At 61.2% G+C, this 14,002-nt stretch carries 8 protein-coding genes; 6 read left to right on the forward strand and 2 right to left on the reverse strand.

Going from position 1 to position 14,002, the window contains the following annotated elements; genetic code table 11:
* Positions 1 to 23 precede the first annotated feature (23 nt).
* The 3 genes from AC245Y_RS08120 to exoR all read left to right on the forward strand — a co-directional run bounded on the left by AC245Y_RS08120 (position 24) and on the right by exoR (position 6,066).
* Positions 24 to 2,867, forward strand: coding sequence for a valine--tRNA ligase (locus AC245Y_RS08120; RefSeq protein WP_017993768.1), 2,844 nt, complete (start codon positions 24 to 26; stop codon positions 2,865 to 2,867).
* Positions 2,868 to 3,266: 399 nt separating this feature from the next.
* On the forward strand, positions 3,267 to 4,547 hold the full coding sequence (locus tag AC245Y_RS08125) for an OmpP1/FadL family transporter (protein WP_017993769.1): 1,281 nt from the start codon (positions 3,267 to 3,269) through the stop codon (positions 4,545 to 4,547).
* Positions 4,548 to 5,262: 715 nt separating this feature from the next.
* A complete protein-coding gene (gene exoR / locus AC245Y_RS08130) occupies positions 5,263 to 6,066 on the forward strand; it encodes an exopolysaccharide production regulator ExoR (protein ID WP_026157326.1) in 804 nt (267 codons plus the stop codon).
* 16 nt (positions 6,067 to 6,082) lie between these two features.
* On the opposite strand, the gene xth is transcribed toward exoR, so the two are convergent.
* Together xth and erpA are read right to left on the reverse strand one after the other, a co-directional pair.
* Positions 6,083 to 6,874, reverse strand: a complete 792-nt coding sequence (gene xth, locus AC245Y_RS08135) for an exodeoxyribonuclease III (protein ID WP_012757231.1) — start codon at positions 6,872 to 6,874, stop codon at positions 6,083 to 6,085.
* A gap of 125 nt (positions 6,875 to 6,999) precedes the next feature.
* Complete coding sequence (gene erpA / locus AC245Y_RS08140) at positions 7,000 to 7,332, reverse strand: iron-sulfur cluster insertion protein ErpA (protein WP_012757232.1); 333 nt, start codon at positions 7,330 to 7,332, stop codon at positions 7,000 to 7,002.
* Between the two features lie 222 nt (positions 7,333 to 7,554).
* Here erpA and AC245Y_RS08145 point away from each other — a divergent pair, with 222 nt between their 5' ends.
* The 3 genes from AC245Y_RS08145 to AC245Y_RS08155 all read left to right on the forward strand — a co-directional run bounded on the left by AC245Y_RS08145 (position 7,555) and on the right by AC245Y_RS08155 (position 13,912).
* On the forward strand, positions 7,555 to 8,772 hold the full coding sequence (locus AC245Y_RS08145) for a deoxyguanosinetriphosphate triphosphohydrolase (RefSeq protein ID WP_012757233.1): 1,218 nt from the start codon (positions 7,555 to 7,557) through the stop codon (positions 8,770 to 8,772).
* A 65-nt stretch (positions 8,773 to 8,837) separates the two neighbouring features.
* Positions 8,838 to 10,595 (forward strand): arginine--tRNA ligase, encoded by a 1,758-nt coding sequence (gene argS / locus AC245Y_RS08150; RefSeq protein ID WP_017993771.1) that lies wholly within the window; start codon positions 8,838 to 8,840, stop codon positions 10,593 to 10,595.
* Between the two features lie 62 nt (positions 10,596 to 10,657).
* Positions 10,658 to 13,912, forward strand: a complete 3,255-nt coding sequence (locus AC245Y_RS08155) for an SPOR domain-containing protein (RefSeq protein ID WP_026157327.1) — start codon at positions 10,658 to 10,660, stop codon at positions 13,910 to 13,912.
* Positions 13,913 to 14,002 lie beyond the last annotated feature (90 nt).

Below are 14,002 nucleotides of genomic sequence, written 5' to 3' on the forward strand. Positions count from 1 at the left end.
CGAACTTCGAAATTGGTCAGAAAATGCTCGACAAGACCTATGATTCCGCCGCCGTCGAACCGAAAATCGCCGCGAAATGGGATGAGGCGGACGCTTTCCGCGCCGGCGCGAACGCCAGACCGGGGGCCGAGACCTTCGCCATCGTGATCCCGCCGCCGAATGTCACTGGTTCGCTGCACATGGGGCACGCACTGAACAACACGCTGCAGGACATCCTGGTGCGCTTCGAGCGCATGCGCGGCAAGGACGTGCTCTGGCAGCCGGGCATGGACCACGCCGGCATCGCCACCCAGATGGTCGTCGAGCGCAAGCTGATGGAACAGCAACTGCCGGGCCGCCGCGACATGGGCCGCGAAGCCTTCATCGACAAGATTTGGGAGTGGAAGGCGGAATCGGGCGGCCTGATCTTCAACCAGCTGAAGCGTCTTGGCGCGTCATGCGATTGGTCGCGCGAACGTTTCACCATGGACGAGGGCCTGTCGAAGGCGGTTATCGAAGTTTTCGTCACCCTCTACAAGGAAGGTCTGATCTACAAGGACAAGCGCCTGGTCAATTGGGATCCGAAGCTGCTGACGGCGATTTCCGATATCGAAGTCGAGCAGCACGAGGTCAAGGGCAATCTCTGGCACCTGCGCTATCCATTGGAAAAGGGCGTAACCTACCAATATCCGATTGCATTTGATGAGGAAGGCAAGCCGACCGAATTCGAGACGCGCGATTATGTGGTCGTCGCAACGACACGACCTGAGACCATGCTGGGCGATACCGGTGTTGCCGTCAATCCGAAGGACGAACGCTATCAGGGCATTGTCGGCAAGCATGTCATTCTGCCGATCGTCGGCCGCAGAATTCCAATCGTTGCCGACGATTATGCCGATCCGGCTGCCGGCACCGGCGCGGTGAAGATAACGCCCGCGCACGATTTCAACGACTTCGACGTCGGCAAGCGCGCAGGCCTTCGCGTCATCAATATCATGAACGGCGACGGCACGATCGCCATCAAGGACAATGAGGACTTTCTCGAAGGTCTCGACAATCCGGCGGCGCTGCACGGCGCCTGGGACCGCCTGGAAGGGCAGGACCGCTTCTATGCGCGCAAGGTCATCGTCGAGATTTTCGAAGAGGCGGGCCTCGTCGACAAGATCGAGCCGCACAAGCATATGGTCCCGCACGGCGATCGCGGTGGCGTGCCGATCGAGCCGCGGCTGACCGAACAATGGTATGTCGATGCCAAGACGCTCGCCGAGCCGGCGATCGCCTCGGTCCGCGAGGGCCGCACCAAGATGGTGCCGAAGAGCTGGGACAAGACCTATTACGAATGGATGGAAAATATCCAGCCCTGGTGCGTCTCCCGCCAGCTCTGGTGGGGGCATCAGATTCCCGCCTGGTACGGCCCGGACGGCCAGGTCTTCGTCGAAAAGACCGAGGAAGAGGCGCTGCAGGCGGCGATCCAGCACTACCTCTCGCATGAGGGGCCGATGAAGGCCTATGTCGAGGACCTGCTCGAAAACTTCAAGCCGGGCGAAATCCTGACGCGTGACGAGGACGTGCTCGACACCTGGTTCTCCTCAGCACTCTGGCCTTTCTCGACGCTCGGCTGGCCGGACGAGACGCCCGAACTGGCGCGTTATTACCCGACCAACGTTCTCGTCACCGGCTTCGACATCATCTTCTTCTGGGTCGCGCGCATGATGATGATGGGCCTGCACCTTATGAAGGATGAGGATGGCGAACCCGTCGAGCCCTTCCAGACCGTCTATGTCCACGCGCTGGTGCGCGACAAGAATGGGCAGAAGATGTCGAAATCGAAGGGCAACGTCATCGATCCCTTGGAACTGATCGACGAATACGGCGCCGACGCGCTGCGGTTCACCCTGGCGATCATGGCGGCGCAGGGCCGCGACGTGAAGCTCGATCCGGCCCGCATCGCCGGCTACCGCAATTTCGGCACCAAGCTCTGGAACGCCACACGCTTCGCCGAGATGAACGGCGCGAAGAGCGATCCGCATTTCGTGCCCGAAGCCGCCGAGCTCACCATCAACCGCTGGATCCTGACGGAACTTGCCCGTACGGAACGTGACGTTACGGAAGCGCTCGAAGCCTTCCGCTTCAATGATGCTGCCGGCGCGCTCTACCGCTTCGTTTGGAACGAGGTCTGCGACTGGTATCTCGAACTGTTGAAGCCGGTCTTCAATGGTGAGGACGAGGGCGCCAAGGCCGAAGCCCAGGCCTGCAGCGCTTATATTCTCGAAGAGATCTACAAGCTGCTGCATCCCTTCATGCCCTTCATGACCGAAGAGCTTTGGGCCCATACGGCAGGCGAAGGCAGAGAGCGCGACACATTGGTCTGCCACGCCGAATGGCCGGCGCCGTCCTATGCCGACGACGGGGCCGCCGACGAGATCAACTGGCTGATCGACCTCGTTTCCGGCATCCGCTCGGTGCGTGCTGAAATGAACGTGCCGCCATCGGCGACAGCCCCGCTCGTCGTCGTCAAGGCCAACAACCTGACGCGTGAAAGGCTGTTCCGCCACGACGCCGCCATCAAGCGCCTTGCGCGCGTCGAGGCGATATCGCTGGCTGACGATGCGCCAAAGGGTGCCGCTCAGATCGTCATCGCCGAGGCCACCATCTGCCTGCCGCTTGGCAAGCTGATCGACCTTTCCGCCGAAAAGGCTCGTTTGGAAAAGGCGATTGCCAAGATGGAGGGCGAGATCTCCCGCATCGACGGCAAGCTCTCCAACGAGAAGTTCGTCGCCAACGCCAATGCTGAAGTGGTCGAGGCCGAGCGCGATCGTCTCGAGGAAGTGAAGGGGCAGATCGCGAGCCTGAGGATCGCTCTTTCCAGGGTAAGCGAAGCCGGGTAAGTTTCGCCGATCCTTTTTGGTAAGTTATTTCAAAGACGCGCCCTCTGCCGGCGCGTCTTTTTATCGTTCTGGGCGCATGCGATTCGGTCGTGAAACGGCTGGTTTCGGGCGCGGAGCCTGTGGATTGTGGCTGAACGGGCATCCAGCGGGCGAAAACTGCCACTGTTGTCGGATTGATACAGCTTCTGCAATGTTTGGAATGAAAACCCAAAAGCCCACCTGAAATTCGACAGGACTGGAATAAAATTTTATTAACCAGGTTTTTTGACGTGTCCGTCAATTTCTTTACGTAAGTTAGCCACTGCAATGCCTGGGAGCGCTGCCGTGGGGCGCGTTGCCATATCACGCGAACACTTACTAGAGTGGGGTCACATCAATTGCTGGAGTGGGGGAGACACAATGGCATCTCGTAGGTTTTCCAAGGGCATAACATCGCTCGTTCTTCTTTCGTCGCTTGCATCGCCGTCCTTCGCGGGCGGTCTGGAGCGCGGCGGCTATAACATCGATCAGTTGTTCGACACGTCGCCTTTCTCGTTTCAGTCGGGCGTTACCTACGTCACGCCCCAGCGCAAGCTGAAGGACGTCCGTGACACGGACACATCGACATCTCCGGGCGGTGGAAATCTGAACAGCCGTCCAAACACCGCTGACGATAGCTCAAACTACACCATCCCTTATATTGGCTTTAAGGCTGGTTTTGGCGATGCAATCGACTGCCTGGTCGACTATTCAGAGCCCTTCGGCGGGCATACCGACCCCGGTCTGAACTGGGCCGGTGCCAACAATAACATTGAGACAGAGATCAAAACCCGCAACTATGGTGGCACCTGCTCCTATCGTTTTGATGTCGGCCCTGGTCAGCTTCGGTTTATCGGCGGCGCTTTTTATCAGGAAGTCGAAGGCTTCAAGGAACGTCTGGTTTCAACCGTTCCCCTTCTGGTCGGTACCGGCAACGGCGTCGGCCGCCTCGATCTCGAAGATAGTGGCTGGGGCTGGCGCGCCGGTCTCGCCTACGAGATTCCGGAATATGCAATGCGAGCGAGCCTCGTCTATAACAGCCGCGTAAAATACGACAATCTGACCGGTACGGTGGATCTGACGCAGGTGACTGCACCATTTGCACCGCTGAATGGCGCTCCTTATGGAAGGGTCACAGACGTCTTCGGCTCTGCCGAAGCGCCGGATTCGCTTGAGCTTAAGTTGCAAAGCGGTATCGCTCCGGATTGGCTTGCGTTTGGCTCGCTAAAGTGGACCAACTGGAGTGTCCTGCAGTCCGTGCCTTTCTGCCCAAAATCGACCAAGGGCTTAGTCGCCTGCACCTCCGGCGGTGCGACGGAGCTGACGTCGCTCGACCTTCTTTACCAGGACGGCTGGACGATCACCGGTGGTGTTGGCCACAAATTCAACGAGCAATGGGCAGGTGCCGTCAGCCTCACCTGGGATCGCGGCACTAGCCAGGGCTATGGCGCGCAGACCGATAGCTGGACGCTGGGGCTCGGTGCAGCCTTCACGCCGACCGAACATATCGAATGGCGCGTTGCCGGCGCCGTGGGCGTGTTGACGAGCGGTTCGTCTGGCGTCGTGACCCAAAACGGCGTCACGTTTGGAGATGATGTCTCCTATTCCTTTGGCAACGATCTGGTCGCTGCGCTGTCGACGAGCCTAAAGATCAAGTTCTAATTCCCCGATTTGAAGAATTGAGGAGCCCGGCACTGCCGGGCTCTTCTTTATTTGCGCCCGTTAATCATGCCATTTCCCGGTCTCGTTTTGTGACGATTCAGCAACACATTTTTACGACGTTTGGCGTATGGTGGTGGTGGGGCGAATTTGTCCATTTCCCGCCACAAAGAGGGCGCAGCGCTATTTGCGGGCGAGGTGATGGCAGGCGTACGGTGCGTGTAAATAGTAGTATGGGTCGATTTTTTTCCGGTAGCACCAGGTCGTACGGCGCGATTGGCGACAGTCGTTTGATTGCGGTCGTTTCGCTTTCCGAACAAGGCTGTTCGGGCTGCCGATCCAGCCTCGCGATGAAGTCGTCGATCCATGCATTGTCGTTATTTTTGACCCGCTCGGATGAGCAGCCCGGCTTCGCCGGACATGTCGATACCGGTTTCGTCACATTTTCTGTTTACGAATACGACAGAGGCGGGAAGGCGGATGCCGCGCCTGCCGAACGAATGCCACGGAGATTGCAGTCGAGCCATGCCGGGAGCCGGGTGGTTCGATGTGCTGAGAATACCGCCTTTGAGAAAAGGCCAGTGGGCTGGATGCGACGCGGGCAAAGGAGCCATGGAGCTCGCCGCGGGATCGCTCGCCTCGAAGGAATACATCCGCGGGATGCACGGCATGAGCGCCGTTGCCGCCTGCCTGGGATGAACGAAAGAAATCGGTTGAAATGGTGACGTCCGAGTTCAAACTTTTCAAATTCATGCTGATGGGCATGTCGATAGCCGTAGCGCTGGCGCTGTCCGGTCCATGCCGCGCATTCGACATTAAAGGTGGCGTCAGCAAGGAATCCGGACCCTTCGACCTCTTCAAGTTCGGCTTCAAGGCCTATAAGAACGGACAGAAGGAAGAGGCGGTCGAAGCCTATAAATACGCCGCCGAAAAGGGCCACACCGGCTCGCGCTGGGCGCTCGCCAACATGTATGCCGATGGCGACGGTGTCACGCAGGATGATTTCGAAGCCTTCAAGATCTACAGCGAGATCGCCCAGCAGGGCGTCGAACCCGGTTCGGAAGACACGGGCTTCTTCGTCAACGCGCTGCTCTCGCTCGCCAGCTATTACAAGCACGGCATTGCCGACAGTCCGGTCAGGATCGACCTCAGCCAGGCGCGCCAGCTTTATTTTCAGGTGGCTTCCACCTTTGGTGTCCCCGAGGCGCAGTTTCAGCTGGCGCAGATGATGCTGGCCGGCGAGGGCGGCAATGCCAGCCCGCAGCAGGCGAAGAAATGGCTGAACCAGGCCCGCAAGAGCGGCCATCCCGGCGCCATGGCGGTCTTCGGCAATATTCTTTTCGACGAAGGCCAGACGGCCCGCGGTCTGGCGCTGATGACGGCAGCACTCGACCGTTGCAAGCCCAAGGACTGCGGCTGGATGGAAGCGCTGCAGGAGCAGGCCTTCTCGGTTGCCAACGAGGCCGACCGCCGCACGGCGGTATCGCTGTCGCACTCCATCGCGAGCGGTACCGACGACTGAGGTGAGGCGGAAGGCTTCAGCCCGCGAAATCGAAATAGGCGATGACAGGCACGTGGTCGGACGGCTTTTCCCAGGCCCGCACATGTTTTTCGATCGCAGCTGACGTCATCCTGTCGGCAGCTTCTGGCGACAGCAGCAGATGGTCGATGCGGATGCCGTTATTCTTCGGCCAGGCGCCGGCCTGATAATCCCAGAAGGAATAGAGCTGCGTCGCATCCGTCGTGGCGCGCAGCGCATCCGTCAGGCCGAGATTTTCGAGCCTGCGGAACGCCTCCCGTGTCTGCGGCAGAAACAGTGCATCGTTTTCCCAGACCTTGGGATCGAAGCAGTCGTGCGGTTCCGGGATGACATTGTAATCGCCGGCAAGAACCAGCATCTCTTCATAGGCCAGCCGTTCGGCGGCGAACGTCCGCAGGCGCTCCATCCAGGCGAGCTTGTAAGGATATTTCTCCGTTTCGACAGGATTGCCGTTCGGCAGGTAGAGGCAGCAGACGCGCAGGATTCGCGTGTCGGACAGGGTGAACGCCGCTTCGAGGAAACGCGCCTGTTCGTCCAGCGGATCGCCGGGAAGGCCGCGGTTCACTTCGAAAGGTGAATTTTTGGAGAGAATCGCGACGCCATTGAAGCCCTTCTGGCCGTGCGTCTCGACGTGATACCCAAGCGCCTCGATCTCCAGCCGCGGGAAACCTTCGTCGACCGTCTTGATCTCCTGCAGGCAGACGATATCCGGATCGGAATCCTTCAGCCATTGCGTGAGATTGTCGATGCGCGCCTTGACGCCGTTGATGTTCCAAGTCGCGATCTTCATCTCTTCGCCCTGTTCGCTGCGTGCGCTTCTTTTATCGCGGTCTTTCGCCGGCGGACAAGACGATAAACCGGCCGGAAGCAAAACTTCGGCCGGTTCGATGGGGACAATGCCGTGCGTTCAGATATTCAGATCGAGAAACTGGTGCCGCAGCCGCAGCTCGCCACCGCATTCGGGTTCTTGATCTGGAAGGACTGGCCAAGCAGGTTGTCGACGAAGTCGATCTCCGAGCCCGCCATGTAGACGAGCGACAGGCTGTCGATCAGCACTTTGGCATCGTTCTTTTCGACGATGATGTCGTCGTCGCCGGCGCCGTCGGCAAGATCGAACTTGTAGGAAAAGCCCGAACAGCCGCCGCCTTCGACGGAAACGCGCAAGGCGCTCTTGCCGGTTTCAGCGCCGACGATCGCAGCGATACGCTTTGCCGCGGCATCTGAAAGGGTTACACTCGTATCCGTCATGTTTCCTCCTGCCGGGGTCAAGATCCGGAGAGAATGGGTTTTGGCACTTGAATGTTCAAATGCCTGATATCAAAGAAACTTACCATGATATTCGCGAAAAGGCGATGATGCGCCGAAGCGGTTAAGAAAGCGCCTCTTTGCCGTTTCATCGACCTATAGGTATGAAGGGCGATAAGCGGCGTCAATGGGTAGATGCGGCAACATGCAGGATGACGGTGAAGAATGACGATCGATACGCGTGCTTTGGGTTTCGGCAGCAGTGAGAGGGCGGTCTTTGCGGCCGACCCCTGGACGACGCGCGGGCGGCTCTATCAGGAGGACGGTAGCCCGACGCGCTCCGATTTCCAGCGCGACCGCGACCGCATCGTCCACACCACCGCCTTCCGCCGGCTGAAGCACAAGACCCAGGTCTTCATCGCCCAGGACGGCGATCATTACCGAACCCGGCTAACGCACACGATCGAGGTGGCGCAGATCGCTCGCGCGCTTGCCCGCGCCCTGAAGCTCGACGAGGATCTGGCCGAAGGCGTGGCGCTCGTGCACGATTTCGGCCATACGCCGTTCGGTCATACTGGCGAGGACGCGCTGCACGAAGTGCTGCTGCCCTATGGCGGCTTCGACCACAATGCCCAATCGCTGCGCATCGTGACCAAACTGGAGAGGCGTTATGCCGAATTCGACGGCATCAACCTGACATGGGAAAGCCTCGAAGGTCTCGTCAAGCACAATGGCCCGCTTCTGACGCCGGATGGAGTAGGCACGCGCGGTCCCGTGCCGCAGCCGATCCTCGATTATTGCGAGCTGCACGATCTCGAGCTTGCAACCTATGCCAGCCTTGAGGCCCAGGTCGCGGCGATCGCCGACGACATCGCCTACAATACCCACGATATCGACGACGGCCTGCGCTCCGGCTACCTGACTTTCGATATGCTGGAGGAAATCCCGTTTCTTGCCGGGCTGATGGCCGAGGTGAGGGCGCGATATCCGCATCTGGAGCCGAGCCGCTTCACCCATGAGATCATGCGCCGCCAGATTACCCGCATGGTTGAAGACGTGATCGGCGTCGCGCAGCAGCGCCTGTCGCTGCTGCGCCCTGAGAGCGCTGCCGACATCCGCGCTGCCGGCCAGGTTATCGCCACCTTTTCCGAGGGGATGGCCGAGACCGACAGGCAGATCAAGGCGATGCTCTTCAAACGCATCTACCGCAATCCCGATATCATGCGCATCCGCGCCGGTGCCGCCCAGATCGTCACCGATCTCTTTGCTGCCTACATGGCCAATCCCAAGGAGATGCAGAGCCATTACTGGGTAGATCATATCGCCGGCCTGGCCGATGCGCCGAAGGCCCGCCATGTCGGCGATTATCTCGCCGGCATGACCGATACCTATGCGATCAGCGCCCATAGGCGGTTGTTTGACCACACTCCGGATTTGCGATAGGCAGCGGTCGCCCACGCCGAGGGCCGATTTGAGCCTTTGGCACAGCCTATGCATGGAAGAGTGCGATGAACCTTTTTACCGACTTCGAAGCCCGGATCAAAACCGCCCTTGAACAGATCGATCTGGTCAGGGAAAAGCGATCTGAGCTCGATTTCGGCCGCATCACCGTCGAGCCGCCGCGTGACGCGAGCCATGGCGATGTGGCGACCAATGCCGCAATGGTGCTGGCAAAAGTGCTCGGAACCAACCCGCGCGCGCTGGCCGACGTCATCATCACCAAGCTCAAGGAAGATGCTGACGTCGCCGATGTCTCGGTCGCGGGTCCCGGCTTCATCAACATCCGTCTCGCCGTCGGCTACTGGCAGCGGCTGCTCGCCTCGATGATCGGCGCCGGCACCGATTACGGCCGCTCGTCGCTCGGCAAGGGCAAGAAGGTCAATGTCGAATATGTCTCGGCCAATCCGACCGGCCCCATGCATGTCGGCCATTGCCGTGGCGCCGTCGTCGGCGACGCGCTTGCCAACCTGCTCGCTTTTGCCGGTTACGGTGTCGAGAAGGAATATTACATCAACGATGCCGGCTCGCAGATCGACGTGCTCGCCCGTTCCGTCTTCCTGCGCTACCGCGAAGCGCTCGGCGAAAAGATCGGCGAAATCCCCTCGGGTCTCTATCCCGGCGACTATTTGGTGCCCGTTGGTCAGTCGCTTGCCGCCGATTACGGCGTGCGGCTGCACAACATGCCGGAAGACCAATGGATGCCGATCGTCAAGGACCGCACGATCGACGCGATGATGGTGATGATCCGCGACGATCTGGCGGCGCTGAATGTCCATCACGACGTCTTTTTCTCCGAACGCACCCTGCATGCGAATGGTGCGGCCGCGATCCGCACGGCGATCAACGACCTGACCTTCAAGGGCTATGTCTACAAGGGCACGCTGCCGCCGCCGAAGGGCCAGCTTCCCGAGGATTGGGAAGATCGCGAACAGACACTGTTCCGTTCGACCGAGGTGGGCGACGATATCGACCGGCCGCTGATCAAGTCGGACGGCTCCTACACCTATTTCGCCGCCGACGTCGCCTACTTCAAGAACAAGTTCGACCGTGGTTTCGACGAGATGATCTATGTGCTTGGCGCCGACCATGGCGGCTACGTCAAGCGCCTGGAAGCGGTTGCACGCGGCGTTTCGGATGGTCAGGCGAAGCTGACGGTCCTGCTCTGCCAGCTCGTCAAGCTCTACCGCAACGGCGAGCCGGTGAAGATGTCGAAACGCTCGGGCGATTTCGTTACGCTTCGGGACGTCGTCGAAGAAGTCGGCCGTGATTCGGTCCGGTTCATGATGCTTTACCGCAAGAATTCCGAGCCGCTCGACTTCGATTTCGCCAAGGTGACCGAACAGTCGAAAGATAATCCTGTTTTTTACGTGCAGTATGCGCATGCTCGCTGTATGTCGGTCTTCCGGCAGGCGAGGGAGGCCTTTGCCGACCTTGATGTTTCGCCGGAAAATCTCGCGAAAACCGTTGCAGGCATTGGCGATCCGGCCGAATTGCAGCTCGTCGCCAAGCTTGCAGAATTCCCGCGTATCGTTGAGGCGGCGGCCCAGTCGCAGGAGCCGCATCGCGTCGCTTTTTACCTCTACGACGTCGCCAGTTCCTTCCACGCGCACTGGAACAAAGGTAAAGATCAGCCGGAATTACGATTTGTTAATGATAAAAACCGAGAATCAAGTATTGCCAGACTTGGGCTGGTGTACGCCGTCGCGTCGGTTTTGAAGTCGGGACTCGCCATTACAGGCACTGCCGCACCGGACGAAATGCGATAACGTCACCATTTCCCCACAATGCGCTGGCATTTGAGCGTTGGCGTTTGCGAGTGGGAATAAGCATGGCTGATAAACAACTTGCGTATGATACGCGCGGAAAAAACGACCTGTTTGCCGACGATGATCCGTTGGCTGAACTTGCCCGGATCGTCGGCTTCGAGCCGCGTGTTGCGGCGAATACGGTGACTGAGACCGCACGCCGCGAGCCCGCCCTCGATCTCGAAGACGAGCTTGGGCGCGAGTTCGACCGCTACGATTCGCCACGTCCGCTCGCAGAGCTCGATCGGCCGGCCGAGCCGATCTCTGATGATCTCACGCCTGAAGATTACGTCGAGCCCGTTCTCGATGCTTCTCCCGCTGCCGAACATGCGGAGGCTCCTGAGCCGGTTTCGGCTTCCGTCGCCGCCTTTGAGGCTGAAGAAGCAGCTTTGCCCGCCGCAGGCAATGGCGACGCATCTGTCGCCGACTGGGCGGAGCAGCTTTCTCCTGAGCCCGATGCGTCGGTGCAATCGGCCTTCGGCGGTGCGCGCGACCTGATCGAGGAGCTTGAGCTGTCGATCGGCGCAGCACCCGTCTCTTCGCTGGCGCAGCCCACCAAGGCGCCGCAATGGTCGGCTGCCAGCATCAGGCTGCCGCTTGCCAATTTCCATGCTCCGAAGCGCGAGGAACCGGTTGTTTTGCCGGAACCTGTGGCCGAAACGGTCGCGGCACCGGTTGCTGAAGCACCGTCCGCCGATCTTCCTGTAGTCGAGCCTCAATCTGTCATCGAGCCGCCGGCGCTTGTCGCCGCTGTCGAGCCTTCCGAGGAATTCGAATCCGCTTCGCCGTCACTTGGCTTTCCCGCCGAGCTCGATCGCCATGATGAGGTGATCGCGCCGGAAGAGACCGCCGAGGCCGAAGAATTCGTCGAAGTCGAGGAAGAGCTGGAGGATTTCGGGTCCGACGCCGGTTTCGATCTCATCGCCGCCGCCGTCGAAGGCGAGATCCGGGCCGATGCCGCGCTGACCGAGGTCGTGCCTGATGTTCCGCACACCGCCGGCACGTTCGATCTCGACGATCTGCTCGCCGACGTCTCGCGTTATCCGGTACCGCAACGTGCCAATCCGGCGCCCGTCTCGCCGCAGCCCGCATCGATCGAGGCAGCGCCCGTTCCGGCCGCCCCTGTGGCCGCCGAACCTGTTCAGTCCGAGGTGATTGCGCCCCCGCCGCTCGCCGCGGCACCCGTCCGGCCTGCTCCGGTCGAGCCGGCAACGGTCTATGCCGAAGCCGCAAGACCGGTCGCGCCGCAGCTTGCCGAGGTCGTTACGCCCCAGCCTGCCGTGACGGCATATTCGCCGGCGCCGCAGCCGGTACCGGAAGCCGACGACCCCTTCGCCGGCCATGATTTCGAACTGGATCTTGCCGGCATCGAGCTGGAACTCACCGATCTCGATTTCTCCGAGCCGTCCGAGCCGGCACCGCAGCCTGAGCCGCCAGCCCCTGCTCCCCAGCAGGCCGCGGCCGTCGCTCCTCGGCCCGCTCCCGTTTTTGCTCCTGAGCCGCCGGCTCCTGCTTTTGAGCAGGCCGCTGACGCTCCTGCGCGGTCCGCTCCGGCCTTCGTTCCCGAACCGCATGCTCCAGCTCCGACTTTCAACTGGGCGCCTGTTTCGGACACGACCGAAGACCTGCCATTCGATCCGGCGATGATCTCGGATCCGGAGGATCGTCCCGAGGCCGTCGACGACATGCACGTGCCGGCGCTGCCGCCGGTCGAGCAGCCCGCGCCGGTCGCGAAATCTGCGGATTTCGATTTCGATCTCGACGCCGAGATCGCCAGCTTCTTTGAACCGGCCAAACCGCGGCAAACGTCGGCACCGGTCAGGGATACCGCCGCCGCTGCCGCAAAGCCGGTCAAGCCCACCATCGCTGATGGCCTCGATGATTTCGAACGGGCGCTGGAGGAGGATTTCCGCCGCAGCGTGCGCGAGCCGGTCGAGCGCCGCGAGACCTCCGAAGTCCGTATCGAATCGGCAAGCCAGGCCGCTGATTTCAGCCGCGCCCGGTCGATGCGCCAGCTGCTTGCCGGGGCCGTCGTGCTCGTGGTCTTCGCCGGCGTCGGTTATGGCGTCTATTCCTCCGTCTGGAACGGCGAGGGGCTCGGCATTGTCGCGTCCGGCGAGCCGCGCGTGATCACCGCCGACAAGGAGCCGGTCAAGGTCGTTCCGGAAAATCCCGGCGGCAAGACCGTGCCCAACCAGGACAAGGCGGTCTACGACCGCGTTGCGGGTTCTGCCGAAGAGCCGAAGCAGAAGGCGCTCGTTTCTTCCGATGAGGCGCCCGTCGATGTCGTCCAGCGCACGCTGACACCGGAAGCGCTGCCCGAGGACGACGAGAACGCCAACGCTGACGATCAGGTCACGCCGACTGCGGTCGGTGAGACGGAGGATCCGCGTCTGCTGCCAACCCAGGACAACGCCGACAACGCTCCGGCAACCGACGCCGACAAGACGCCGTCCGTTTCTCCGCGCAAGGTTCGCACAATGATCGTCAAACCTGACGGTACGTTGGTTGCCCGCGAGGAACCAGCGCCCGTCGACCAGCCGACACCGTCTGCCCCGGCGACGCAGTCTGCCCCGGCGACGCAGTCTGCCCAGGCGACCCAGTCTGCCCAGGCGACGCCGCCGGCTCAGCCGCCGTTCACGGCTCCGTCGACCCCGCCCGTGCCGCCCGTCGGTGGAACGGCCGCAAGCTTCCCAGCAAGAGCCGAGGTTGCTTCCGCCGATGCGCGTTCCGCAGCCCCCGTCGAAACCGCGCCGGTACAGCCGCCGCTCGCCGGCAGTGCTGACGCACAGGCCGCAAATCCCGCTCAGGTCGCTCCGCCGGTGCGTCCGGTCAAGACCTCGGCCACTGCCGATACCGCTCCAATCCCGACCGCCCGTCCGGTTGACCAGCCCGTCAACGTCGTAGGCACAGTGACCGAGAAGGGCAATGTCCGCCCGCCTGCCCAGCAGCCGAAGCCCACACAGCAGCCGAAGACGACTGAAGTCGCGGCCGCAGCACCTGTCGCCGCAAAGCCGCAGCAGGCCGCATCCGCCGGCGGCTACGGCATCCAGATCGCCTCGCTGCCTTCGGAAGACGAGGCGACCAAATCCTATGCCAACCTGTCGAAGAAATTCGCCAGCGTGCTTGGCGGCCGCAGCCACGAGATCCGCAGGGCCGATATCGCCGGCAAGGGCACTTTCTACCGTGTCCGCATTCCGGCCGGTTCCAAGGACGAGGCCGCAGCACTCTGCGAACAGTATCGCGCGGCGGGCGGAAGCTGCTTGATCTCCAAGTAAGGATCAGGTCCTGAATATGAGAGCGGCGGGCTGGATCGGTCCGCCGCTCTTTTTTGTGCATCGGGCCGAAAACCTGCTCCTGTAGAATGC

The organism is Rhizobium sp. SRDI943 (assembly GCF_057653695.1).

Bases quoted from the DNA above. Each gene is read 5' to 3' on its own strand.
- xth (WP_012757231.1), bottom strand. From the start codon at position 6,874: ATGAAGATCGCGACTTGGAACATCAACGGCGTCAAGGCGCGCATCGAC.
- argS (WP_017993771.1), top strand. From the start codon at position 8,838: ATGAACCTTTTTACCGACTTCGAAGCCCGGATCAAAACCGCCCTTGAA.
- AC245Y_RS08145 (WP_012757233.1), top strand. From the start codon at position 7,555: ATGACGATCGATACGCGTGCTTTGGGTTTCGGCAGCAGTGAGAGGGCG.
- exoR (WP_026157326.1), top strand. From the start codon at position 5,263: ATGGTGACGTCCGAGTTCAAACTTTTCAAATTCATGCTGATGGGCATG.
- AC245Y_RS08155 (WP_026157327.1), top strand. From the start codon at position 10,658: ATGGCTGATAAACAACTTGCGTATGATACGCGCGGAAAAAACGACCTG.
- AC245Y_RS08125 (WP_017993769.1), top strand. From the start codon at position 3,267: ATGGCATCTCGTAGGTTTTCCAAGGGCATAACATCGCTCGTTCTTCTT.
- erpA (WP_012757232.1), bottom strand. From the start codon at position 7,332: ATGACGGATACGAGTGTAACCCTTTCAGATGCCGCGGCAAAGCGTATC.
- AC245Y_RS08120 (WP_017993768.1), top strand. From the start codon at position 24: ATGCTCGACAAGACCTATGATTCCGCCGCCGTCGAACCGAAAATCGCC.